The following is a 23,688-nucleotide window of genomic DNA, read 5'->3' on the forward strand; positions in this document are numbered from 1 at the left end:
TCACGCCCCGGCCCAGGCCGTCGCGATCCGTGACGCGAGCCGTACGTTGCCGCGCACCGCCGCCAGGTTGGCGGTGAGGGAGGCGCCGTCGGTGTGCCTGACCAGGTAGCTCAGCAGGAACGGCGTGACACCCTGTCCCGTGACGCCCTCCGCCTCGCAGGCCCGCAGCGCCTCGGCGAGCACGCGCGCGTGCAGCGCGGGGTCGAGCTGTTCCTCCTCCGGTACGGGGTTGGCGACGATCAGCGCCGACTCCGGGCCCTTGAGCGTGTCCTGTGCCCGCATGACGTCCGCGACCTCGCCCGGGGAACGGAGCGTCCACTCCACCGGATGGCCCGAGTCGGAGAGGTAGAAGCCGGGGAAACGGTCGGTGCCGTAACCGGCGACGGCGACGCCCAGCGTCTCCAGGCGCTGCAGGGTGGCCGGGACGTCCAGAATCGACTTCACGCCGGCGCACACCACGGTGATCCGGGTGCGGGCGAGGAGCCCCAGGTCGGCGGATTCGTCCTGGGTCGACGTCCACTCCCGGTGCACGCCCCCCAGCCCGCCCGTCGCGAACACCCGTACGCCTGCCAGGGCCGCCAGTTGGGCGGTCGCGGACACGGTGGTCGCGCCGCTCACCCCGGAGGCCACCGCCAGGGGCAGGTCCCGGTGTCCGAGCTTGCGGATGCCGTCCTCGTTCGCGACCCGCTCCAACTGGTCCTTGCCGAGGCCGATGTGCGGCCGTCCGTCGAGCACGGCGATCGTCGCGGGGACGGCACCCTCCTGCCGGACGACCTCCTCCAGTTCCCGTGCCACCTGCAGATTGCGCGGGCGGGGAAGCCCGTGCGCGATGATCGTGGACTCCAGCGCCACCACGGGTCGACGCGCGTCAACCGCTTCCCGCACCTCTTCGGACACCACCAGCACGCGCTCGCCTCCTGTCTGTCGTTCTTCCCTCATCCCTGGCGGACGGCGCGCCCGGCCAAACCCTTGCGCCCTGTGGCGCAGGACACCAGCCTGAGGGGCATGAAGGAGAACACGACACGTCTCGACCACGTGGTCCTCTGGGTGCGGGAGCCGGTCGCCGCGGCCGCTTTCTACGAGGAGGCCGTCGGCCTGGAGCCCGTGAGGGTGAGCGCGTACGCGGAGGGACGAGCTCCCTTCCCTTCCGTGCGCCTCAACGACGAGACCCTGTTCGACCTCATGCCGCTCGCCATGGCCGAGACCCTGACCATGGTGCCCGGCGCCGCCGACAGTGCGGGCCACCCGGTCAACCACGTCTGCCTGGCCCTGCCCGGGCACGCCTTCGACGAACTGCGCGCCCGTCTGGAGGAGAGGGAGGTTCCCGTCTCCGCCTTCTCCCACGACTCCTTCGGCGCACGGGGAGCGGCCCGGCGCAGCTTCTACTTCCGGGACCCGGACGGCAACGTCCTGGAGGCTCGCCACTACGACTGATCATGATCGGTTTTCGGCCACTCTGCGGTGACCGGAACAGTGCCCGATGACCGATTCGCGCCATGGCCCCCGTCCTCGGCGCCCTCTGACACCTCGGTACGGGCCTTACACGGACGTACGAAGCGGCCCGTCGCCGCGGCTCGGACTCAGAACAGGGGCTCCGGAAGCACGCCCTCCAGGGCCAGCAGCTTCCGTTTGGTCTCCAGCCCGCCGCCGAACCCGCCGATGCCGCCGTCGCTCTCGACCACACGGTGGCACGGCACGACCACGGGCAGCGGATTCGAACCCATGGCGATCCCGACGGCCTGGGCCGCGCCCGGCTGCCCCACACGCCGTGCGAGGTCGCCGTAGCCCACGACCGAGCCGTAGCGGACGCCGGACGCCAGCTCGCGCAGCACCTGACGGTTGAACCCCGAGATCAGCGACCAGTCCAGCGGCAGGTCGAAGTCATGGCGTTCGCCCGCGAAGTACGCCTCGACCTGGCGTATCGCCTCGGCCAGCCGGGGGGCGCCGGGCGCCTCCACGGGGGTGGTGCCCAGGCGGGAGGCGAGCCGGTCGAGGGTCCGCTCGCGCACCGCGTCCGTGGCGTGGAACGCGACGTGCACGAGGCCCTCGTCCGTCGCGGCGAGCAGCAGCGGTCCGATGTCCGTGCCGATGACGGCCCACACGACCCGCTGCTCGTCCTGCGCATGGCTGTTCATGCGACCACCGTACGGGGCGCCACCGACAACGGCGCCGACGTACGTTCCGTTCCGGTCCGCACGCCCTTGCCGCCGGGACTCCCTCAGCCCTGTGTGGCCTCTCTGACCACGTCGGGTTTGTTGGTGATGATGCCGTTCACGCCGTAGCCCGCCACCCGGCGGGCGTTGGCCGCGTCGTTCACGGTCCACGTGAGGATCTCCAGCGGTCTGCCGTGCGGGCCCTGGAGCGCGTGGAGCGTGGCGACGTACGACTCGGAGACGGTCGTGTACGACGAGTTGATCTGGTCGCTGAACGTCGCGTACTCGGGCAGGTCGGCGATGTCCGGGGTGCCGAGGAGGCCGGTCTTCACCGCCGGGCGCAGTTCGTGCACCCGCCGGACGGTGTCGGCGCCGAAGCTCTGGATCACCAGTCGCTCCAGCTGCTCCGGGCCGAGCCAGCCCTCGTTGCCGAGGACCTTCAGGGTCTGCTGCTCGATGCCCGGATAGAGCTGCGGGTTCTTGATCTCCAGGACGAGCTTCTGGTGGTTGCGCGTCACACGCCTCATGTACTGCTCCAGTGTCGGCACGCGCGCGCCCGCGTAGTCGCTGCCGAACCAGCTGCCCGCGTCCAGGCGGGCGATCTCCGCGGCGGTGAAGTCCGCCACGTTCCAGGGAGCGCGCTCGGGGTAGAGCTCCTCGACGTTGGTCGTCCGCGTCAGCGTCGCGTCGTGGAGGACGACGAGTCTGCCGTCCTTCGTCCGCTGGACGTCGTTCTCGACCCACTCGAAGCCCATCTCGTCGGCCTTGTCGACGGCGGCCAAGGTGTTCTCGGGCGCGTAGGCGGATGCTCCGCGGTGGGCGACGACGACCAGCGGATTCTCGGCATCGGCGGCCGCATGGGCGGCGGAAGAGGGGAGCAGGAGGACGGTGGCCCCCAAGAACGCTGTGGTCGCGGCGGCAACTGCGCGCACGTGCATGCGTACTCCTCGCGTCGAACGATCACGGTCAGCTCAAGAGTGACAGCAGAGGGTCAACGACAGAGGGGCGCAGGATGACCACGAATTGAATGGAGTTGCCCAAGTCCGCTCACGGGCACCGCACAAGTGAGGCAAGGACGTGTTTCTTTGCCGGAAAATCGTTCGACCATTCCGGTGGGGGTCATACTCTCTGCGACACCCTGACCGTCCTGGCGGTCCCGGGGCGGGGCACGACAGGGAAACCGACAGGGACGCGACAGGGCGGGAAAGGCAGCCGCGAATGCAGGGCACGGTCGACGGCTTCAGCTACGGACTCGTCACACCGGTGGTGGCCTATCTCATGGCCTGCCTCGGTGGCTCGCTCGGTCTGCGCTGCACCACCAGATCGATGCTCGTGGACGGGGGCCGGCGGATCGGCTGGCTCGCCCTGGGCTCGGCGGCCATCGGCTCCGGCATCTGGACGATGCACTTCGTGGCGATGATGGGGTTCAAGGTTCTGCAGGCCCCGGTCGGCTACGACCCCCTGATGACCTTCGCGAGTCTCGCGGTGGCGATCGTCATGGTCGGTATCGGCATCTTCATGGTCACCTCCAAGGGGGCGACGGGGGCCGCGCTCTTCACCGGCGGCACCATCACCGGACTGGGCATCGCCTCCATGCACTACCTGGGCATGGCCGGACTGCGTCTGCACGGGACGCTGGAATACGACACGGTCACCGTGGCCGCGTCCGTCGTGATCGCCGTGGTGGCCGCCATCGCCGCCCTGTGGGCCGCCGGGCAGGTCCGCGGCTTCCTGTGGAGCGTCGGCGCCGGACTGGTGATGGGGATCGCCGTCAGCGGCATGCACTACACGGGCATGGCCGCCCTCGACGTCCACGTCCACGGCACCACCACCGCCCCGGCCGACGGCGCCTCGTCCGCCGGTCTGCTCGCCCCGCTGATCATCGGCCCGCTGGTCTTCCTGCTGCTCGCCGGCGTCGTCGTGATGTTCGACCCGTTCATGATCATGGGAAGGTTCCACACGGTTCCGGTCGAGCGGCGGCCCGGCATTCCGGCCCAGGCCACCGCCCACACCTGCCGGCACCCGGAGTCCCGCCTCGCCCGCGAGCACCGCGAGCGCGGTTCCCGCACCCCGCAGAACCGCTGATCGGAGCCCGTTGTCAGTGCGGGGTCGTACGGTGGGTTCATGCGGCCCGTTTCCAAGATCGAACGCACGGTGGCGCCCCTCGAGGTCGTCAGCTCCTACCAGCCGAGCGGTGACCAGCCCACCGCCATCGCCGAGCTCGCCCGGCGCATCGGGGCGGGTGAGAAGGACGTCGTCCTGCTCGGCGCGACCGGTACGGGCAAGTCCGCCACCACCGCGTGGATGATCGAGAAGCTCCAGCGCCCCACCCTGGTGATGGCGCCGAACAAGACCCTGGCCGCCCAGCTGGCCAACGAGTTCCGCGAGCTGCTGCCGAACAACGCGGTCGAGTACTTCGTCTCGTACTACGACTACTACCAGCCCGAGGCGTACGTCCCGCAGTCGGACACCTACATCGAGAAGGACTCCTCGATCAACGAGGAGGTGGAGCGCCTGCGCCACTCCGCGACCAACTCGCTGCTCACCCGCCGGGACGTGGTCGTGGTCGCCTCGGTCTCCTGCATCTACGGCCTCGGCACGCCCCAGGAGTACGTGGACCGCATGGTCCCCCTGCGGGTCGGCGAGGAGTTCGACCGGGACGAGCTGCTGCGCCGTTTCGTGGACATCCAGTACACCCGCAACGACCTGGCGTTCACCCGCGGCACCTTCCGCGTCCGCGGCGACACCATCGAGATCTTCCCGGTCTACGAGGAACTCGCCGTCCGCATCGAGATGTTCGGCGACGAGATCGAGGCCCTCTCCACGCTCCACCCCCTCACCGGCGAGATCATCAGCGACGACCAGCAGCTGTACGTCTTCCCCGCCTCGCACTACGTCGCCGGCCCCGAGCGTCTGGAGCGCGCCGCCAACGACATCGAGAAGGAGCTGGGGGAGCGCCTGGCCGAGCTGGAGAAGCAGGGCAAGCTCCTGGAGGCCCAGCGGCTGCGCATGCGCACGACGTACGACCTGGAGATGCTCCGCCAGATCGGCTCCTGCTCCGGCGTGGAGAACTACTCGATGCACTTCGACGGCCGCGAGCCCGGCTCCCCGCCGAACACGCTGCTGGACTACTTCCCGGACGACTTCCTCCTCGTCATCGACGAGTCCCATGTGACCGTGCCCCAGATCGGCGCGATGTACGAGGGCGACGCCTCCCGCAAGCGCACCCTCGTGGACCACGGCTTCCGGCTGCCTTCCGCCCTCGACAACCGTCCCCTGAAGTGGGAGGAGTTCCAGGAGCGCGTCGGCCAGACGGTCTACCTCTCGGCGACCCCCGGACAGTACGAACTGTCCCGCTCCGACGGCCACGTCGAGCAGATCATCCGCCCCACCGGCCTGGTCGACCCGGAGGTCGTCGTCAAGCCCACCGAGGGCCAGATCGACGACCTGGTGCACGAGATCCGGCAGCGCACCGAGAAGGACGAGCGGGTCCTGGTCACCACCCTCACCAAGAAGATGGCCGAGGACCTCACGGACTACTTCCTGGAACTGGGCATCCAGGTCCGCTACCTCCACAGCGATGTCGACACCCTGCGCCGCGTCGAACTGCTGCGCGAGCTGCGGGCCGGTGAGTACGACGTCCTGGTGGGCATCAACCTCCTGCGGGAGGGCCTCGACCTCCCCGAGGTCTCCCTGGTGGCGATCCTCGACGCCGACAAGGAGGGCTTCCTGCGCTCCGGGACCTCACTGATCCAGACCATCGGCCGCGCGGCGCGCAACGTGTCGGGGCAGGTCCACATGTACGCCGACAGGATCACCCCGGCGATGGCGAAGGCCATCGACGAGACCAACCGCCGCCGGGAGAAGCAGGTCGCCTACAACAAGGCGCACGGCATCGACCCCCAGCCGCTGCGCAAGAAGATCAACGACATCGTCGCGCGGATCGCCCGCGAGGACGTCGACACCGAGCAGCTCCTCGGCACGGGCTACCGGCAGCAGAAGGACGGCAAGGCCGCCAAGGCCCCCGTCCCCGCCCTCAAGGGCAGGGCGGCCGGGGCGGCCAGGGGCGCGGCGAAGGACGCCGGCCCGACCGACCGGCCTGCCGCCGAGCTGGCCCAGCAGATCGAGGAGATGACGCAGCGCATGCGCGCGGCCGCCGCCGACCTGCAGTTCGAGATCGCCGCCCGGCTGCGTGACGAGGTCTCCGAGATGAAGAAGGAACTGCGGCAGATGAGGGAGGCGGGACAGGCCTGACGGCCGGGCCGGACGCCGAGGCGCGGGGCACACCCCCGGCGCGGACGCGATGTGTTGCAAGACCGACACAAAGTGCCACACAGGCTGCGGCGATGCCGGTGCCGCTGCGTAAGGTGCTGCACATCCGCGGACTCCGCGGAAACAGGGGACAGTTCGAGAGGGGAAACAGCGCGTGACCGTCAACATGACCAAGGGTCAGGCCATCAGTCTGCAGAAGAACGACGGAGGCAGCCTGACCGCGGTACGCATGGGTCTCGGCTGGCAGGCTGCCCCCAGGCGCGGCCTGTTCGGATCCCGCACCCGTGAGATCGACCTCGACGCCTCCGCCGTGCTGTTCGCGGACAAGCAGCCCGTCGATGTCGTCTTCTTCCGCCACCTGGTGAGCGACGACGGCTCCGTCCGCCACACCGGCGACAACCTCGTCGGCGGCGTGGGACAGGGCGGCGACGACGAGGCGATCCTCGTCGACCTGGCCCGGGTGCCGGTCCACATCGACCAGATCGTCTTCACCGTGAACTCCTTCACGGGCCAGACCTTCCAGGAGGTGCAGAACGCGTTCTGCCGTCTGGTCGACGAGACCAACGGCCAGGAGCTCGCGCGCTACACCCTCGCGGGCGGCGGCCAGTACACGGCCCAGATCATGGCCAAGGTGCACCGCGCGGGCGCGGGATGGCAGATGACCGCCATCGGCACACCCGCCAACGGGCGTACCTTCCAGGACCTGATGCCGGCGATCCTGCCGGTTCTCTAGGCGAGATCGACGCGGCACGCGGTGAGCGACACAGGGGGACGAAGTCGATGACGGCCGAGCTGGTCCGGGGGCAGAACCATCCGCTGCCCGAGGCCCGACTGGAGATCCGCGTCTCGGCCGGCACGCCGATCGTGGCCGGGGTCACCCTCGGCGACGAGGGCGGCCGGGTGCAGGGCGTGGAGTGGGTCGCCCACCCGGGCGCGCCCACCCTCCCGGGCGTCGAGGTGCCGAGACAGGCGGCGGCAGACCATCGCCTCGCCGTGGATCTCGACGCCCTGACGCCGGCCGTGCACCGGGCGACGGTGCTGCTCGCCCTGCCGTCCGGCAGCGGCGGCCCGGCGCGGTTCGGCGCCGTCGCCGCCCCCTTCGTCGCGGTCACCGGCCTCGACGGCACGGAGGTCGTCAGCTACACCATCACCGACCTGGAGTCGGAGTCGGCGGTCATCGCCCTGGAGCTGTACCGCAGACAAGGTGCGTGGAAGGTCCGTGCGGTCGGCCAGGGGTACGCGGGCGGCCTCGCCGAGCTGCTCGCCGACCAGGGTCTGCCGCAGGCCCAGCAGCTCGCCGGCGGCATCCACGAGGCCGTGCTCCAGGGCCTCGCCCGTTCCGTGGCCGCGCCGCCGCCCCGCCTCGCGGAGCCGGACCGCCCCCGCCGGACGGCCACCCCCGCGCAGGGCCCCGACCAGACCCATGGGGGTCCGACACCCCAGGGCCTGCCCGGGACCACCCCTCCGCAGCAGGGACACCCGCCCGCCTCCCCGTACGGCGCCACGCCCCCGTACGGCTCCTCGCCCGACGCCACCCTGCCCGACCACGCGTCGCCGCAGCTCGGCGGCCCCGCCCCCGCCGACCCGTCCGCCGGGACCCAGCCCGCCGCGACCGGCACCGGCGGCCCCGTCAACTACAGCCACCCCGGCCGCCAGACCACCGCGCCACCGCCTCCGCCGCCGACCGCGCCACCGGCCCCGCCGGGACAGCCCGCGCGGCCCGTCGCCGGTGACGCGACCGGCTGGTCCATGGAGGAGCGCCTCTACAACCAGGTGTGGGGCATGTTCGAGGACCTCGCCCGCACCACCGCCGCCTATCGCAGCGCCGTCGACTTCGCCGAGTCGCGCATGGAACAGGAGCTGGACAAGGCCCTGTCCGACCCACGCAGCAGGATCGGCGGCCAGGGCGAGGCGGTGCGCGAGGCCGCCCGCGCCAAGCACGCCCAGCTCGTCGACCGGGCCAGGGAGGCCCTCGACCGCGACCTCGCCCAGCTGCGGGCCGAGGCCGAGGTGGTCGAGCCCGCGCTGCCGCCCGCCTTCGCCAGCTGGGACAACCCGGTCTGGCACGGCTACCGGGTGCCGATGGAGATCCCCATGGCGCTGCGCCTGGGCGACCTGCGTCTCCCGGAGAGCGAGGACGTGCGCATACCGATGCTGGTCCGGCTGCCGCTGGAACGCGGCCTGTGGGTCGACAGCGGCCGCTCCGGCTCCCGCGACTCGCTCGCCGACTCCGACGAACTGCGCCGCCGGGCGCTGGACACGGCCGTGGCGCTTGCCGCACGTCTGCTCGCGGTCTACCCGCCCGGCGAGTTCACCGTGCACGTCGCGGACGCGGCCGGGGCCGGCGTGTCCGCGCTGGCGCCACTGGTGGGCGCCGGTGTGCTCGCCGGACCGCCCGCCGCCGGAGCCGCGGGCGTCTCCGATCTCCTCGGGCGGCTCACCCAGCGCGTCGACCTCGTGCAGATGGCGGTGCGCGGCGGCGCGGCCGACGCCCTGCCCCCCGGCTTCGACACGGCCGAACAACTGCTGATCGTCAACGACTTCCCGCACGGTTTCGACGACCGCGCCGTCACCCAGCTCCGCTATCTCGCGGACGAGGGCCCGGCCTTCGGCGTCCACCTGATGATGGTCGCCGACCGCGAGGAAGCCGCCGCCTACGGGCCGCTGCTGGACCCGCTGTGGCGTTCGCTGATGCGACTGACACCCACCCCCGACGACCACCTCGCCGACCCGTGGGTCGGGCACGCCTGGACCTACGAGCCGTCGAACATCCCGGCCGGCAGCCGGGTCATGCAGGACGTCCTCGCCCGCGTCGCGGACGCCCGGCGCTCCTGGAATCGGTGAGGACCACTCCATACCAAGCCCTTGCAAAGCCCGGTGACCTGCGGTTTTGATTCTTCCTTTGCCTACCCCTTTACCTGTTCTTGGTGATTGGGGTACTCTTTTGGTGCGGAGGGGAGTACTCCCTACATGCTGCGGCGTACCCGTCAATACGGATCAATCCTGATCCCGGGGCGTCGGCCCGGCGGCACCAGGCGTTGAGGAACGCCCTGGAGGACCGGGTGGAAGAGACCTCCGGTAGCGACGACGCTGAAATTTGCCGTTACGTACTGCCGGAGGCGCAGTGGATGTTTCGACGACCCTTTGGGTCCTCACAGTCGTGGGCCTCGCCGCCCTCATCGCGGTCGACTTCTTCATCGGTCGCAAGCCCCATGATGTGTCCATCAAGGAAGCCGGCATCTGGACGATCGTCTGGATCGTCCTGGCCGCCCTCTTCGGACTCGGGCTGCTCGTCTTCTCCGGCGGTCAGCCGGCCGGAGAGTTCTTCGCGGGCTACATCACCGAGAAGTCCCTGAGCGTCGACAACCTCTTCGTCTTCGTCCTGATCATGGCGAAGTTCTCGGTGCCGACGCAGTACCAGCAGCGCGTGCTGCTGGTCGGTGTGCTGATAGCCCTGGTGCTCCGCGCGATATTCATCGCCGCGGGCGCGGCGATCCTCGCCAGCTTCGCCTGGGTCTTCTACATCTTCGGCGCGTTCCTGATCTACACCGCCTGGAAGCTGATCCAGGAGGCCAGGGCCGACGAGGCGGAGGAGGAGTACGAGGAGAACAAGCTCCTCAAGGCCGTCGAGAAGCGCTTCGGTGTCGCCGACCGGTACCACGGCACCAAGCTGTGGATCGAGCAGAACGGCAAGCGCGTCATGACGCCGATGCTGGTCGTGATGCTCGCCATCGGCACCACCGACATCCTCTTCGCGCTGGACTCCATCCCGGCGATCTTCGGTCTGACCCAGGACCCGTACATCGTGTTCACGGCCAACGCGTTCGCGCTCATGGGCCTGCGACAGCTGTACTTCCTGATCGGCGGACTGCTGAAGAAGCTGGTCCACCTGTCCTACGGCCTGTCGGTCATCCTCGGCTTCATCGGGGTGAAGCTGGTGCTGCATGCCCTGCACGAGTCCGGGGTACACGTGCCGGAGATCTCCATCCCCGTGTCGCTCGGCGTGATCTGCGCGGTTCTGGTCGTCACCACGATCACCAGCCTGATCGCCTCCAAGAAGCAGGCGGCGGCCGAAGCGGTGCCGGAGAAGGCCGAAGGCACCGAGAAGGACAGCATCGAGGCCTGACACAGGCCCGTACCGCACAGCACTCTCTGATGGGGCCCCGTACGACGGAGACGCAGTTCCCAGGCGTCCACCGGAGTGCGGGGCCCCATCGCGTCTGAAAGGATCACCGTATGCTCGCTCGGCTCCGGTCGCTCACGACACGATGGACCGATGTCGTCCCGGTGGCCGCGGTCGTCCTGCTCGCTCTCACCTGGGGACGTGACCTTCCCCCCGGGGCCGTCGCGCTGGTGACACTGGTGCTCGCGGGAGCCGTACTGGCCGCCGTCCACCACGCCGAGGTCGTCGCCCACCGCGTCGGTGAACCGTTCGGCTCCCTCGTCCTCGCCGTCGCCGTCACGATCATCGAAGTCGCCCTGATCGTCACCCTGATGATCGACGGCGGTGACAAGAGCGCGACCCTCGCCCGCGACACCGTCTTCGCCGCCGTGATGATCACCTGCAACGGCATCGTCGGTATCTGTCTGCTGGTCGCCTCACTGCGCCACGGACTCGCGGTCTTCAACCCCGAGGGCACCGGCGCCGCCCTCGCCACGGTCGCGACGCTGGCCACACTCAGTCTGGTGCTGCCCACCTTCACCACCAGCAAGCCGGGCCCGGAGTTCTCCACCGCGCAACTCACCTTCGCCGCACTGTCCTCACTGGCCCTGTACGGGCTGTTCGTCGCGACCCAGACCGTGCGGCACCGGGACTACTTCCTGCCCATCACCCGCATGGGCGAGGTGATCGCCGAGGACGACCACGCCGAGGCACCCTCGGCGCGCACCGCGAAGATCAGCCTCGGCATGCTCGGTCTCGCCCTGGTCGGCGTGGTCGGCCTGGCCAAGGGCGTCTCGCCCACCATCGAGTCCGGTGTGGACGCCGCGGGCATGCCGCACGCCGTCGTCGGTGTGGTCATCGCGCTGCTCGTGCTGCTGCCCGAGACCATCGCCGCCCTGCGCGCGGCCCGCCGCGACCGCGTCCAGACCAGCCTCAACCTCGCCCTCGGCTCCGCCATGGCCAGCATCGGCCTGACCATCCCCGCCGTCGCCCTGGCCTCCGTCTGGCTCTCCGGCCCGCTCGTCCTCGGCCTCGGCTCCACCCACATGGTGCTGCTCGCCCTCACCGTCGTGGTCGCCTCGCTGACCGTCGTCCCCGGACGCGCCACGCCCCTTCAGGGAGGCGTCCATCTGGTGCTGTTCGCGGCGTACCTGGAGCTGGCGGTGAACCCGTAGACCCGGGTCTACGGGGTCCTTTCGGGCCGGGCGGGCTCACGCCGCGGCGGCCTCGGCCTGCGCGGTCGCCGCCGTCGGAACCGGCCGCGTCTCCGGGAGCAGTGCGAAGCAGCCCAGGCTCAGCACCGCGATCCCGGTCAGATACGCGCCCACCCCCCAGGGCACGCGCCCGTCCTGCGCCACGGCGGTGGCCACGATCGGGGTCAGGGCGCCGCCCAGCACTCCGCCGAGGTTGTAGCCGACGGCGGCGCCCGTGCAACGCACCCGGGGCTCGTACAGCTCCGGCAGATACGCGGCGACGACGGCGAACATCGTGACGAACGCGAGCATCGCCACCAGGAAACCGCAGAAGATCAGCACGGGCTCACCGGTGGACAGCAGCGCGACCATCGGGAACATCCACAGCACGGTGACACCACAGCCGATCAGACACATCGGGCGCCGCCCGTACCGGTCGCCCAGCACCGCCGCCACCGGCGTCAGGGCACCCTTCACCACCACGGCCGCCATGACGCAGGTCAGCATGACCGTACGGCTGACGCCGAGCCGCTCGGTGCCGTACGCGAGGGACCAGGTCGTCACCGTGTAGAACACCGCGTACCCGATCGCGAGCGCCCCGGCCGTGAGCAGGACGAGCCGCCAGTGACCGCGTACGACCTCGGCGAACGGCACGCGCGCGGGCTCCTCGATCCGCAGGAACTGCGGGCTCTCCGTGAGCGAGGACCGCAGCCACAGACCCGCCACGGCCAGGACGCCCGCCGCCCAGAACGGCACCCGCCAGCCCCAGGCGGCGAACTCTTCCTCCGTCAGGGTCGCCGACAGCGCCAGCATCACGCCGTTGGCCAGCAGGAACCCCACCGCGGGCCCGACCTGCGGGAAGCTCGACCAGAGCCCGCGCCGCTCGGCCGGCGCGTGCTCGGCCGTCAGCAGCACCGCACCGCCCCACTCGCCGCCCAGCCCCAGCCCCTGCAGGAAGCGCAGCACGAGCAGGAGAAGGGGAGCCGTCACGCCGATGGAGCCGAACGTGGGCAGACAGCCGACCGCCACGGTCGCGCCCCCGGTCAGCAGCAGCGAGGCGACCAGCACCGGGCGCCGCCCGTGCCGGTCCCCGATGTGCCCGAACAGCACCGAGCCCAGCGGCCGTGCCACGAACCCGACCCCGAAGGTGGCGAAGGCCGCGAGCGTCCCGGCCAGGGGCGAGAACGTCGGGAAGAACAGCGGCCCGAGGACGAGCGCCGCCGCCGTCCCGTACACGAAGAAGTCGTAGAACTCGATGGCCGTCCCGGCGAGCGAGGCGGACGCGAGCCGCAGCATGGACGGCGGGCTCACGGTGCGTGCGGGGTGCATGCCACGTCAACTACCCACGGTGACGGGCGGTTACGGGGGCGTGCGGAGGCTCGCGCGAGCTCACTGTGCGTCAGGAGGTGCCGACGGCCTCAGTAGGTCACGGTGATGCGCCGGGCGGGACCGTCCACCCGGATCACGCCGCCGTAGGGGATGACGACCTGCGGGTCGGTGTGTCCGAGATCCACGTCGAAGACGATCGTGGCGTCGGGGGCGTACGTCCGCATGGCGCGCAGGACGGCCTCCCGCTGTCCGGCCGTGTAACGGGCCGCTTCCTCCGGGGTGGTGGGCCGCTCCAGCGACCATGCCTTGGGGCGTCCCATCAGCAGGGCGGAGAACCGGTGGAGCAGGCCGCGTTCGCCCATGTTGCGCAGGGTGTGGAATACCTCCTCGGCGCTCGGCAGCTCCTCCGAGGTCTCCAGGAAGAGCACACCGCCGTCGAACACGGACAGGTCGCGCGGTATCTCGCGGTCGGCCATCAGCAGCCACGCCAGGATCTCCAGACAGCCGCCCCAGCTCCGGCCCTCCACCACACGGTCGGCGTTCACCCAGGTCCATCCGGTGCCGGGCACGGTCTCCGGCTCCGCGTCGAAGGTCGCCGGGTCGGCCCAGTCCCGGTCGACGTCGTTGAAGCGGTCGGCCGGCCGCAGGTCGTAGGGGCCGGAGGTGAACAGCGCGGCGCGCAGGGAGTGAGCGGTCAGCGGGTCCATGGCGACCGACCTGCCGAGCGCGGTCATGACGGTGCCGCCGTGGTAGCCGACGATCCCGGTGGCGTACAGGTACGCCAGCAGGTTGGTGTTGTCGCTCAGTCCGAAGAACGGCTTGGGGTGGGCCCGCAGTAACTCCCGGTCCAGCAGCGGCAGCACGGTGATCTGGTCGTCACCGCCGATCGACGTCAGCACCGCCTTGACGTCCGGGTCGGCGAAGGCGGCGTGGACGTCGTCGGCCCGCTGCCGCGGGGTGGCGTCCATCTTCCGGGTCGTCGGGTACTCGACCGGTTCGAGGCCGTACTCCTCGCGCAGCCGCCGCAGCCCCAGTTCGAAGGGGCGCGGGAAGAGTCCGGGCAGGCCGACGCCGGGCGACAGGACGGCGACACGATCACCGGGAGCGGGCTTGGGCGGGTACGAGGGCTGGGTCATGGGAGGGAGGGTACGGCCTCCTGCCGTGCCGTTTCACCGTGATAAACCGGGGTCGAGCAGTGGTCCGCGACGGGCCGCGCACCCCGAACGGACCGGAGGAACCGTGCCCCGCAGCCTGGCCCACGCCCCGATCATGATTCTCAACGGCCCCAACCTGAACCTGCTGGGACAGCGGCAGCCCGAGATCTACGGCTCCGACACGCTCGCCGACGTCGAGGCGATGTGCGCCGAGGCGGCGGCCGCGCACGGCGGCACGGTGGACTTCCGGCAGTCCAACCACGAGGGCGAACTGGTCGACTGGATCCACGAGGCACGGCTGAACCACAGCGGGATCGTCATCAACCCCGGCGCCTACTCGCACACGTCCGTGGCGATCCTCGACGCCCTCAACACCTGCGACGGGCTGCCCGTCCTGGAGGTGCACATCTCCAACATCCACCGGCGCGAGACGTTCCGGCACCACTCGTACGTCTCGCTGCGCGCCGACGGGGTGATCGCCGGGTGCGGGGTGCAGGGCTATGTGTTCGGTGTGGAGCGGGTCGCCGCGCTCGCCGGGGCGGGCCGGGCGGACGCCTGAGTCTGACGGCGCCCGAGGCCGGCGGTCATGCCCGGTCTCCAGGCGGGCGCCCCTTACAGACGGCCCGCCTCCACGATCCGGCGCAGGAACCGCCGCGTGCGTTCCTCGCGCGGGTCGCCGAAGACCCGTTCCGCGGTGCCGTGTTCCAGCACCACGCCTCCGTCCAGGAAACAGACCTGGTCGGCGACGTCACGGGCGAAGCCCATCTCGTGGGTCGCGAGCACCATCGTCATGCCGTCGGCCTTCAGGTCACGGACGACGTTCAGGACCTCGCCCACCAGCTCCGGGTCGAGGGCCGCGGTGATCTCGTCGAGCAGCAGCAGCCGGGGGCGTACGGCCAAGGCGCGCACGATCGCCACCCGCTGTTGCTGGCCGCCGCTGAGCCGGTCGGGGTACGCGCCCGCCTTGCCGGTCAGCCCCAGCCGGTCCAGGAGGCCGTGGGCGCGTTCCTCGGCCTCCGCCCGGCCCACGCCGTGCACCCGCCGCGGAGCGAGGGTGATGTTGTCCAGCACCGTCATGTGCGGGAACAGGTTGTACGACTGGAACACCACACCGATGCGGCGGCGTACCGCGTCCTGGTCGACGCGCGGGTCGGTGATCTCCTCGCCGTCCAGCCAGATCGCCCCGTCGTCGATGTCCTCCAGCAGGTTGGCGCAGCGCAGCAGCGTCGACTTGCCGGATCCGGAGGCGCCGATCAGCGCGGTGACGGTGTGCGGGGCGACCTCCAGGTCGACGTCCCGCAGCACGACCGAGCCGCCGAACGTCTTGCGCACGGCCTCCATCCGCAGCACGGGGGAGACCGCGCGGGCGTCCCGGATCTCCGCGGTGTCGCTCATGTCGTTCCTCCCTGCGCCCGCTGCCGGTCCATCCGGGCCGTGACCCAGTCGGTGAAGCGGGTCATGGGGATGGTCAGGGCGACGAAGACCAGTCCCGCGACGATGTAGGGCGTGTAGTTGAGGCTGCGTCCGACGATGATGTCGGCGGCACGTACGGCGTCGATCGCGCCGCCGATCGAGACCAGTCCGGTGTCCTTCTGGAGCGACACGAGGTCGTTGAGCAGGGGCGGCACCTGGCGGCGTACCGCCTGGGGGAGCACCACGTGCCGCAGCGCCTGGCGGTTGGTGAGGCCCAGCGAGCGGGCCGCCGCGCGCTGCGAGGGGTGCACCGACTCGATGCCGGCCCGGAACACCTCGGCCACGTACGCCGAGTACGTGAGCGTCAGCGCCGTGCCGCCGAGCAGCACCGGGTCGACGGTCACCCCCTGGAGCCGGAGCGCCGGGACGCCCAGCACCACGATCATCAGATTGATGATCAGCGGCAGACCGCGGAAGAAGTCGGTGTACGCGGCGGCGAGCGCCCGCACGGGAAAGAACACCGGGCCGCGCAGGGTGCGGGCGACGGCGATCAGCATCCCGAGGACCAGGACGGCGACACCGCAGACCAGCAGCAGCCGGACGTTGAGCCACAGCCCTTCGAGCACCTTCGGGAGCGCCTCGCGCGCGTACTCGGCGCTGAAGAACGTCTCCCTGGTGCGCGGCCAGCCGGGAGCGTTGACGACGACCAGATACAGGACGAGGGCCGTGGCCAGGGTCGACAGGGCGGCGACCCCGGTGGCGCGGCGGGCCCGGTCGCGCCGGTAGCGCTCCCGGTCCAGGCGCCGCGGTGAGGGGACGTAGCCGTCGTCCCCGCCGGCCATGTCGCCGTCGCCGCCCGCGTCCTCCTGCCCGGACTCCTTCTCGACGACCGTCACTTGAGCACCGGGGCGTCCACGGCCTCGGAGAGCCACCGCTGTTCGGTCTTCGCGAGCGTGCCGTCCTCGCGCAGCGCGTCCACGGCGGAGGTCACGCAGGACGTGAGGGCACTGCCCTTGTCGAGGACGAGCCCGAACTGCTCGGGCGTGCCGCCCTGGTTCTCGAACTGGCCGACGACCTTCGCGTCCGTCACCTCGGCCCCCGTGATGTAGAACGCGGTCGGCAGGTCGACCACGATCGCGTCGATCTGGCCGTTCTTCAGCGCGGACTTGGCCTGGTCGTTCTTCGCGTACGCGGCGGCGTCCTGGGACGGCTTCACCACGTCGTCGATGTAGTCCAGGCTGGTGGTGCCGACCTGGGCGCCCAGATGCAGCTTCCTGAGGTCGGCGATGCTCCTGGCCTTCGCGGCCGCGGAGCCCTTCAGCGCGACGACGGCCTGGCGCACGTCGTAGTAGCCCGAGGAGAAGTCCACGGCCTTCCTGCGCTCGTCGCTGATCGAGACCTGGTTGATGTCGAGGTCGAAGGTCTTCGCCCCCGGCGCGAACGCCTTGTTGAAGGGCACGCTCTGCCAGACGACGTCCTGCTTCGCGTAACCGAGCCGCTCGGCCACGGCGTAGGCGACGGCCGACTCGAAGCCCTCACCGTTCTTCGGGTCGTCCTTCCTGAACCAGGGCTCGTACGCGGGTTCGTCGGTGGCGACGGTCAGCTTGCCCGGGGTCTTCGTGTCCAACTCACCCTTGGCGCAGGACGCCCCGGACGCCGAGGCGGAGGCCGAGCCGGAGGTGTCCCCCTCCGGCTGCGGGGCGCAGCCCACCGCGACGGCGGCGAGCAGGGCGGCTAGGGCGGCGGAGGCGGCACGGCGCGGGGTGCGCGAGGCTCGCAGGACGGGAGACATGGCGTGAGATTGACAGCGGGACGTCCCGTTTGTCGAGGTCACCTCGGTAACTGTCCGCATTGTGGGAACGCGTGTTGCATTTCTGTGAACGCCGTTCCCGCACCTGCCGGGCGGGGCCGCCGGCCGAGGGCGGGGATGGGTGGCCGGCGGCCCGTCCACGCGGGAGCCGTCATCCCGTGCGGACCTGCTTCCAGTGGACTACGCCACGGCGTACGCCGGGAGCGCGCGCGGGATGTCGGCGTGTGTGCTCGATTCACACGGGGCGCGCGCGGTCGGGTGCACGCCCCTTTGTCCGCCGCTTCACCAACTGCCTTACGCCGTCCGGGAGTTCACCAGCCCCGTGCGCGCCACTCGGGCAGGTGCGGGCGCTCCGCGCCGAGCGTGGTGTCGTTGCCGTGGCCCGGGTAGACCCAGGTCTCGTCCGGCAGAGCGTCGAAGATCTTCGTCTCCACGTCGTGGATGAGGCGGGCGAACGCCTCCGGGTCCTTGCGGGTGTTGCCGACCCCGCCCGGAAAGAGGCAGTCCCCGGTGAACACGTGCGGGTGCCCGTGCGGGTCGTCGTAGACCAGGGCGATCGAGCCCGGGGTGTGGCCCACCAGGTGGCGTGCGGTGAGTTCCACGTGCCCGACCCGGATGGTGTCGCCGTCGCCGACGGGGACGTCGGTGGCCACCGGGATGCCCTCGGCGTCGTCCCGGCCCGCGTACGTGCGGGCGCCGGTGGCCGCCACGACCTCGGCGAGGGCCTGCCAGTGATCGCCGTGCCGGTGCGTGGTGACCACGGACGCGATCCCGTCGTCACCGATGAGGGTGAGCAGGGTGCCCGCGTCGTTGGCGGCGTCGATCAGCAGCTGCTCGTCGGTGGCCCGGCAGCGCAGCAGGTACGCGTTGTTGTCCATCGGGCCGACGGCGACCTTGGAGATCATCAGGTCCCGCAGCTCGTGCACATCCGCAGGACCGCCGACCTTCACCGCTCCGCTGTACGTCATGGGAGCAGCCTATAGCGGGGGCAGCGAGGGGAGAGTCCCTCCTTCCGCGCGCAGTGCGGTGCCCTCGGTGCGGCCCGCGAGCCAGCCCAGGAGCGCCGGCGCGGTGCCGGTCACCGTCACCACGGATCCGGAAGCGGCGCCACCGGTGGTCCACGCGCGCGTACCGTCCGTCACCCGGGTGTGCGGCACGCCGGGGTGCCCGGTGAACCGGTCGACGAGGAAGCCGATCTCCCGCTCCGTGAACTCCGGCGGAAGATCCTCCAGCTCGTAGCCGATGCCGAGGTCCACGTGATGGATCTCCACCTCGATCCAGCGCCGGAAGGGCACCCGCGCCGCGGAGTCCGTGACGCCGTTGCGCAGTTCGACCGTGCGGGTCCAGTCCGCGGGGAGCGCGGCGGCGTCCTCGAAGCGGTCCGCGCTGTCGCGCACGTCGGCGAGCTGTTCCTTCAGGGGGCGCGGCGCGTCCCGCTCGATGTCGGCGTCCCGGGCCTCGGCGGAGGCGTACATGGGGCGGCCCTCGAAGACGTTCACCAGCGCGTCGGCGTTGCGCGCGAGATGGGCGAGGACGTGTCCCCGGGTCCAGCCGGGCAGCCGTGACGCCTCGGTCACAGCGGCGTTGTCCAGTCGGGCGGCCGCGGTGAGCAGCCGGTCCGTCGCTTCTCGTACAGAGGCCAGGTCACGCGCGTGATCCATCATGCCGTCGACCCTAGCCCCGGCCACACCTTCGGGTGAAGGAGTCCGGCCACGCCCGCAAATCGAATGCACGTGCTATATGGTCGGGTGTGGCGTCGGGCATGCTGGAAGACCCGGGAATTGTTCTGGAACGGGGAAACAGGACCGGCGCTGTCAGTGGCTCCCCCTAGTCTGTGGAGGACGGGGGCTCCGGCCCCTGTCACTCACTCAAGAAAGGTGCGGACCGGCGTGGCCGACCGTCTCATCGTCCGTGGCGCGCGCGAGCACAACCTGAAGAACGTCTCGCTCGACCTGCCACGCGACTCGCTCATCGTCTTCACGGGCCTGTCGGGGTCGGGCAAGTCCTCGCTGGCCTTCGACACGATCTTCGCCGAGGGGCAGCGCCGGTACGTCGAGTCGCTCTCCTCCTACGCCCGGCAGTTCCTCGGGCAGATGGACAAGCCGGACGTCGACTTCATCGAGGGTCTGTCCCCGGCGGTCTCCATCGACCAGAAGTCGACCTCGCGCAACCCGCGCTCGACGGTCGGCACGATCACCGAGGTCTACGACTACCTCCGGCTGCTCTTCGCGCGCATCGGCAAGCCGCACTGTCCCGAGTGCTCCCGCCCGATCTCCCGCCAGTCGCCGCAGGCCATCGTCGACCGGGTGCTGGAGCTGCCCGAGGGCAGCCGCTTCCAGGTCCTCTCGCCGCTGGTGCGCGAGCGCAAGGGCGAGTTCGTCGACCTCTTCGCGGATCTGCAGACCAAGGGGTACAGCCGCGCGCGGGTGGACGGCGAGACCGTGCAGCTCTCCAGCCCGCCCACGCTGAAGAAGCAGGAGAAGCACACCATCGAGGTGGTCGTCGACCGCCTGACCGTGAAGGACTCCGCCAAGCGCCGCCTCACCGACTCCGTGGAGACGGCCCTCGGCCTCTCCGGCGGCATGGTCGTGCTCGACTTCGTCGACCTCCCCGAGGACGACCCCGAGCGCGAGCGCATGTTCTCGGAGCACCTGTACTGCCCGTACGACGACCTGTCCTTCGAGGAGCTGGAGCCCCGCTCCTTCTCGTTCAACTCGCCCTTCGGCGCCTGCCCCGACTGCTCCGGCATCGGCACGCGCATGGAGGTCGACCCCGAGCTGATCGTCCCGGACGAGGACAAGTCGCTCGACGAGGGAGCCATCCACCCCTGGTCGCACGGCCACACCAAGGACTACTTCGGCCGTCTCATCGGCGCGCTCGCCGAGGCGCTGGGGTTCCGCACCGACATCCCCTTCGCCGGACTCCCGCAGCGCGCGCGGAAGGCGCTGCTGTACGGCCACAAGACGCAGATCGAGGTGCGCTACCGCAACCGGTACGGGCGCGAGCGGGTCTACACGACCGCCTTCGAGGGGGCCGTCCCCTTCGTGAAGCGACGGCACGGCGAGGCCGAGAGCGACGCCAGCCGCGAGCGCTTCGAGGGCTACATGCGCGAGGTGCCCTGCCCCACGTGCGAGGGCACCCGGCTGAAGCCGATCGTCCTCGCGGTCACGGTCATGGAGAAGTCGATCGCCGAGGTCGCCGCCATGTCCATCAGCGACTGCGCCGACTTCCTGGGCAAGCTCAGGCTCAACAGCCGCGACAAGAAGATCGCCGAGCGCGTGCTGAAGGAGGTCAACGAACGGCTGCGGTTCCTGGTCGACGTCGGCCTCGACTACCTCTCGCTGAACCGCGCGGCCGGCACGCTCTCCGGCGGCGAGGCCCAGCGCATCCGGCTGGCCACCCAGATCGGCTCCGGTCTCGTCGGCGTGCTCTACGTCCTCGACGAGCCGTCCATCGGTCTCCACCAGCGTGACAACCACCGGCTCATCGAGACCCTGGTCCGGCTGCGCGACATGGGCAACACGCTCATCGTCGTCGAGCACGACGAGGACACCATCAAGATGGCCGACTGGATCGTCGACATCGGTCCCGGCGCCGGCGAGCACGGCGGCAAGGTCGTGCACAGCGGCTCGCTCAAGGAGCTGCTGGACAACGCCGAGTCGCAGACCGGGCAGTACCTCTCGGGCCGCAAGGCCATCCCGCTGCCCGACATCCGCCGCCCGCTCGACCCCTCGCGGCAGCTCACGGTGCACGGCGCCCGGGAGAACAACCTCCAGGACATCGACGTCTCGTTCCCGCTCGGCGTCTTCACCGCCGTCACCGGGGTGTCCGGCTCCGGCAAGTCCACGCTGGTCAACGACATCCTGTACACGCACCTGGCCCGCGAGCTGAACGGCGCGAGGAGCGTGCCCGGCCGGCACACGCGCGTGGACGGCGACGACCTCGTCGACAAGGTCGTGCACGTCGACCAGTCGCCGATCGGCCGGACGCCCCGGTCCAACCCGGCGACGTACACCGGTGTCTTCGACCACGTCCGCAAGCTGTTCGCCGAGACCACCGAGGCGAAGGTCCGCGGCTATCTGCCCGGCCGCTTCTCCTTCAACGTCAAGGGCGGCCGCTGCGAGAACTGCGCGGGCGACGGCACCATCAAGATCGAGATGAACTTCCTCCCGGACGTCTACGTCCCGTGCGAGGTCTGCCACGGCGCCCGGTACAACCGGGAGACCCTGGAGGTCCACTACAAGGGCAAGTCCATCGCCGACGTGCTGAACATGCCGATCGAGGAGGCGACCGACTTCTTCGAGGCCGTCCCCGCGATCGCCCGCCACCTCCGGACGCTGAAGGACGTCGGTCTCGGATACGTCCGGCTCGGGCAGTCCGCGACCACCCTGTCCGGCGGTGAGGCGCAGCGCGTCAAGCTCGCCAGTGAGCTGCAGCGCCGTTCCACCGGACGCACGGTCTACGTCCTGGACGAGCCGACCACCGGTCTGCACTTCGAGGACATCAGCAAGCTCCTCACCGTGCTGTCCGGCCTGGTCGACAAGGGCAACACGGTCATCGTCATCGAGCACAACCTCGACGTGATCAAGACAGCCGACTGGGTCGTGGACATGGGTCCCGAGGGCGGCGCCGGAGGTGGCCTCGTCATCGCCGAGGGCACGCCCGAGCAGGTCGCCGGGGTGCCGGCCAGCCACACGGGCAAGTTCCTGCGGGAGATCCTGGGCGCCGACCGGATCAGCGACGCGGCCCAGGTGAAGGCCCCGCGCAAGGCCGCCGCCAAGCGGGCGGTCGCCGCCGGTGCGACGGCGAAGAAGACGGCGTCGGCCCGCACGACGACGGCGTCGGCCCGCACGACGACGGCTGCCGCGAAGACGGCCACGGCCGGGAAGACGGCCACGAAGAAGGCCGCCCCCGCGAAGAAGGCGACCCCCGCGAAGCGGACCACGCGGGCCCGCGAGGACTGAGAGGACCGACGAGCCCGGGGACCGACGAGCCCGGGAACCCCGGGCGTCCCCGGGACGCAAGGAGACCCGGGGACGCAAGGAGACCCCGGGCGCCCAGGCGCCCGGACGGCCGGGCCGGCGATCTCCCGGACCCTGCGGTGGCCCGCGGGAACTCCCCGCGGGCCACCGCGCGTCGCACACCGGCCGAGGGGGTGGCGGAAGGGTCACCCCGGGCGGGGCGCACCCTGTACGTTCGACGCGTGAGCGACAACGAGTTGGCCGCCTTCCTGCGCGGCCGCCGCGAAGCCATGACCCCCGTCGAGGCGGGCCTGCCCGCAGGGCCCCGCCGCCGTGACCCCGGCCTGCGCCGTGCCGAGCTGGCCACGCTCGCCGGGATCAGCGTCGAGTACCTCACCCGGCTCGAACACGGCCGCGACCTCAGCCCCTCCCCCCAGGTGCTCGGCGCCCTCGCCGACGCGCTGTGCCTGCCCGTGCCGGACCGGCTCCTGCTGCGCCGGCTCGCCGAGCGGAGCGGCGAGCGCACGACGGCCCGCCCGGCGGCCGCTCCGCCCGCCCGGAACGTACGGCCCACCGTCCGGGCCCTCCTCGACAGGCTGGAACCCACCCCCGCGGTGCTGCTCAACTGGCTCGGCGACATCGTCGCCCACACCGCGGGCTACGAGCGCTTCGCCCGCCCGCTCGGACTGCTCGACGGCGACCCGCCCAACATCACGCGGTATCTGTTCACCGACGAGCGGGCCCGCACGGTCTACCCGGGCTGGGAGCGGCTCGCCGACGAGCAGGTCGCCCACCTGCGCCACGAGGCCCCGCCGCACGACCCGTGCGTCGCCGCCCTGACCGACGAGCTGACGGTCACCGCGGGAGCCAGGTTCACCCTGCGGCTCAAGGGCGTACCGGCCATGCCGCTGCGCAACGGCACGGATCTCGTCGAGCATCCGCAGGCGGGCCGGCTGCGCCTGGCCTACGAGACGCTCGCCCTGCCGGACGACGGCCGGCGCCTGGTGGTCCACCTCCCGGCCGACGCTGCCACGGCCGCCGCCCTCGCCCGCCTCGACCCCCTGCACGGCCGCGCGCAGGAGGCCCCGAGCCCGGTCGCCGGCTGAACGGACGCGCACACGCGGGGCATCCGGGGGCACGCGAGGGGCGTGCGGAACCCCGGCCGCCGTCCGGTCCGGCCGCCGCCGCACCCCGGGGGACGCCTAGGTGTATTGATCACGAGCGTTGTTGACACTCGTGAT

The 23,688-nt window shown here is 71.0% G+C and carries 20 protein-coding genes; 10 read left to right on the forward strand and 10 right to left on the reverse strand.

Going from position 1 to position 23,688, the window contains the following annotated elements:
* On the reverse strand, positions 1 to 939 hold the full coding sequence (locus tag SCAB_RS33165) for a pseudouridine-5'-phosphate glycosidase (protein WP_173402926.1): 939 nt from the start codon (positions 937 to 939) through the stop codon (positions 1 to 3).
* A 66-nt stretch (positions 940 to 1,005) separates the two neighbouring features.
* On the opposite strand from SCAB_RS33165, the gene SCAB_RS33170 reads away from it, so the two are divergent.
* Positions 1,006 to 1,434, forward strand: a complete 429-nt coding sequence (locus tag SCAB_RS33170) for a VOC family protein (protein WP_037728091.1) — start codon at positions 1,006 to 1,008, stop codon at positions 1,432 to 1,434.
* Between the two features lie 146 nt (positions 1,435 to 1,580).
* Here the strand turns inward: SCAB_RS33170 and SCAB_RS33175 are convergent, their stop codons facing one another.
* Positions 1,581 to 2,135 carry a methylated-DNA--[protein]-cysteine S-methyltransferase gene (locus SCAB_RS33175; protein ID WP_013004485.1) on the reverse strand — a complete coding sequence of 185 codons (555 nt, stop codon included), beginning with the start codon at positions 2,133 to 2,135 and terminating at the stop codon, positions 1,581 to 1,583.
* A gap of 83 nt (positions 2,136 to 2,218) precedes the next feature.
* Positions 2,219 to 3,091 (reverse strand): glycerophosphodiester phosphodiesterase, encoded by an 873-nt coding sequence (locus SCAB_RS33180; RefSeq protein WP_037728092.1) that lies wholly within the window; start codon positions 3,089 to 3,091, stop codon positions 2,219 to 2,221.
* Between the two features lie 280 nt (positions 3,092 to 3,371).
* Between SCAB_RS33180 and SCAB_RS33185 the strand changes: the two genes are divergently transcribed.
* The 6 genes from SCAB_RS33185 (at position 3,372) to SCAB_RS33210 (ending at position 11,762) form a co-directional block, all read left to right on the forward strand.
* Positions 3,372 to 4,238: an MHYT domain-containing protein gene (locus SCAB_RS33185; RefSeq protein WP_013004487.1), complete on the forward strand. Its 867-nt coding sequence runs from the start codon at positions 3,372 to 3,374 to the stop codon at positions 4,236 to 4,238.
* 39 nt (positions 4,239 to 4,277) lie between these two features.
* The gene (uvrB, locus tag SCAB_RS33190; protein WP_013004488.1) at positions 4,278 to 6,407 is read left to right on the forward strand and encodes an excinuclease ABC subunit UvrB; all 2,130 of its coding nucleotides are present in this window, start codon (positions 4,278 to 4,280) and stop codon (positions 6,405 to 6,407) included.
* A gap of 172 nt (positions 6,408 to 6,579) precedes the next feature.
* Complete coding sequence (locus tag SCAB_RS33195) at positions 6,580 to 7,158, forward strand: TerD family protein (protein WP_013004489.1); 579 nt, start codon at positions 6,580 to 6,582, stop codon at positions 7,156 to 7,158.
* 47 nt (positions 7,159 to 7,205) lie between these two features.
* Positions 7,206 to 9,269 carry a TerD family protein gene (locus SCAB_RS33200; RefSeq protein WP_013004490.1) on the forward strand — a complete coding sequence of 688 codons (2,064 nt, stop codon included), beginning with the start codon at positions 7,206 to 7,208 and terminating at the stop codon, positions 9,267 to 9,269.
* Positions 9,270 to 9,549: 280 nt separating this feature from the next.
* A complete protein-coding gene (locus SCAB_RS33205; protein ID WP_037728096.1) occupies positions 9,550 to 10,551 on the forward strand; it encodes a TerC/Alx family metal homeostasis membrane protein in 1,002 nt (333 codons plus the stop codon).
* 110 nt (positions 10,552 to 10,661) lie between these two features.
* Positions 10,662 to 11,762 (forward strand): calcium:proton antiporter, encoded by a 1,101-nt coding sequence (locus tag SCAB_RS33210; RefSeq protein WP_013004492.1) that lies wholly within the window; start codon positions 10,662 to 10,664, stop codon positions 11,760 to 11,762.
* A 36-nt stretch (positions 11,763 to 11,798) separates the two neighbouring features.
* On the opposite strand, the gene SCAB_RS33215 is transcribed toward SCAB_RS33210, so the two are convergent.
* Positions 11,799 to 13,109 carry an MFS transporter gene (locus SCAB_RS33215; RefSeq protein ID WP_013004493.1) on the reverse strand — a complete coding sequence of 437 codons (1,311 nt, stop codon included), beginning with the start codon at positions 13,107 to 13,109 and terminating at the stop codon, positions 11,799 to 11,801.
* 89 nt (positions 13,110 to 13,198) lie between these two features.
* Positions 13,199 to 14,245 carry a S66 family peptidase gene (locus SCAB_RS33220; protein ID WP_013004494.1) on the reverse strand — a complete coding sequence of 349 codons (1,047 nt, stop codon included), beginning with the start codon at positions 14,243 to 14,245 and terminating at the stop codon, positions 13,199 to 13,201.
* A 103-nt stretch (positions 14,246 to 14,348) separates the two neighbouring features.
* Between SCAB_RS33220 and aroQ the strand changes: the two genes are divergently transcribed.
* A complete protein-coding gene (gene aroQ / locus SCAB_RS33225) occupies positions 14,349 to 14,822 on the forward strand; it encodes a type II 3-dehydroquinate dehydratase (protein WP_013004495.1) in 474 nt (157 codons plus the stop codon).
* A gap of 53 nt (positions 14,823 to 14,875) precedes the next feature.
* Here aroQ and SCAB_RS33230 read toward each other — a convergent pair whose 3' ends face one another.
* From SCAB_RS33230 to SCAB_RS33250, 5 genes are all read right to left on the reverse strand, one after another.
* Entirely contained in the window at positions 14,876 to 15,658 is a 783-nt protein-coding gene (locus SCAB_RS33230; protein ID WP_013004496.1) for an amino acid ABC transporter ATP-binding protein, read from the reverse strand.
* Positions 15,655 to 16,572: an amino acid ABC transporter permease gene (locus SCAB_RS33235; RefSeq protein WP_013004497.1), complete on the reverse strand. Its 918-nt coding sequence runs from the start codon at positions 16,570 to 16,572 to the stop codon at positions 15,655 to 15,657. The genes SCAB_RS33230 and SCAB_RS33235 overlap by 4 nt, the downstream gene beginning before the upstream one ends.
* Complete coding sequence (locus SCAB_RS33240) at positions 16,569 to 17,468, reverse strand: ABC transporter substrate-binding protein (RefSeq protein WP_037728100.1); 900 nt, start codon at positions 17,466 to 17,468, stop codon at positions 16,569 to 16,571. Before SCAB_RS33240 ends, SCAB_RS33235 begins: the two co-directional genes overlap by 4 nt.
* Before the next feature lie 329 nt (positions 17,469 to 17,797).
* Complete coding sequence (locus tag SCAB_RS33245; protein WP_013004499.1) at positions 17,798 to 18,454, reverse strand: MBL fold metallo-hydrolase; 657 nt, start codon at positions 18,452 to 18,454, stop codon at positions 17,798 to 17,800.
* Positions 18,455 to 18,463: 9 nt separating this feature from the next.
* Positions 18,464 to 19,150 (reverse strand): maleylpyruvate isomerase family mycothiol-dependent enzyme, encoded by a 687-nt coding sequence (locus tag SCAB_RS33250; RefSeq protein ID WP_013004500.1) that lies wholly within the window; start codon positions 19,148 to 19,150, stop codon positions 18,464 to 18,466.
* A 225-nt stretch (positions 19,151 to 19,375) separates the two neighbouring features.
* On the opposite strand from SCAB_RS33250, the gene uvrA reads away from it, so the two are divergent.
* Positions 19,376 to 22,450, forward strand: a complete 3,075-nt coding sequence (uvrA, locus tag SCAB_RS33255) for an excinuclease ABC subunit UvrA (RefSeq protein ID WP_013004501.1) — start codon at positions 19,376 to 19,378, stop codon at positions 22,448 to 22,450.
* A gap of 239 nt (positions 22,451 to 22,689) precedes the next feature.
* Positions 22,690 to 23,553 carry a helix-turn-helix domain-containing protein gene (locus SCAB_RS33260; RefSeq protein ID WP_013004502.1) on the forward strand — a complete coding sequence of 288 codons (864 nt, stop codon included), beginning with the start codon at positions 22,690 to 22,692 and terminating at the stop codon, positions 23,551 to 23,553.
* The last annotated feature ends 135 nt before the right edge of the window (positions 23,554 to 23,688 follow it).

This window comes from Streptomyces scabiei 87.22 (genome assembly GCF_000091305.1).
GTDB classification, from domain to species: domain Bacteria; phylum Actinomycetota; class Actinomycetes; order Streptomycetales; family Streptomycetaceae; genus Streptomyces; species Streptomyces scabiei.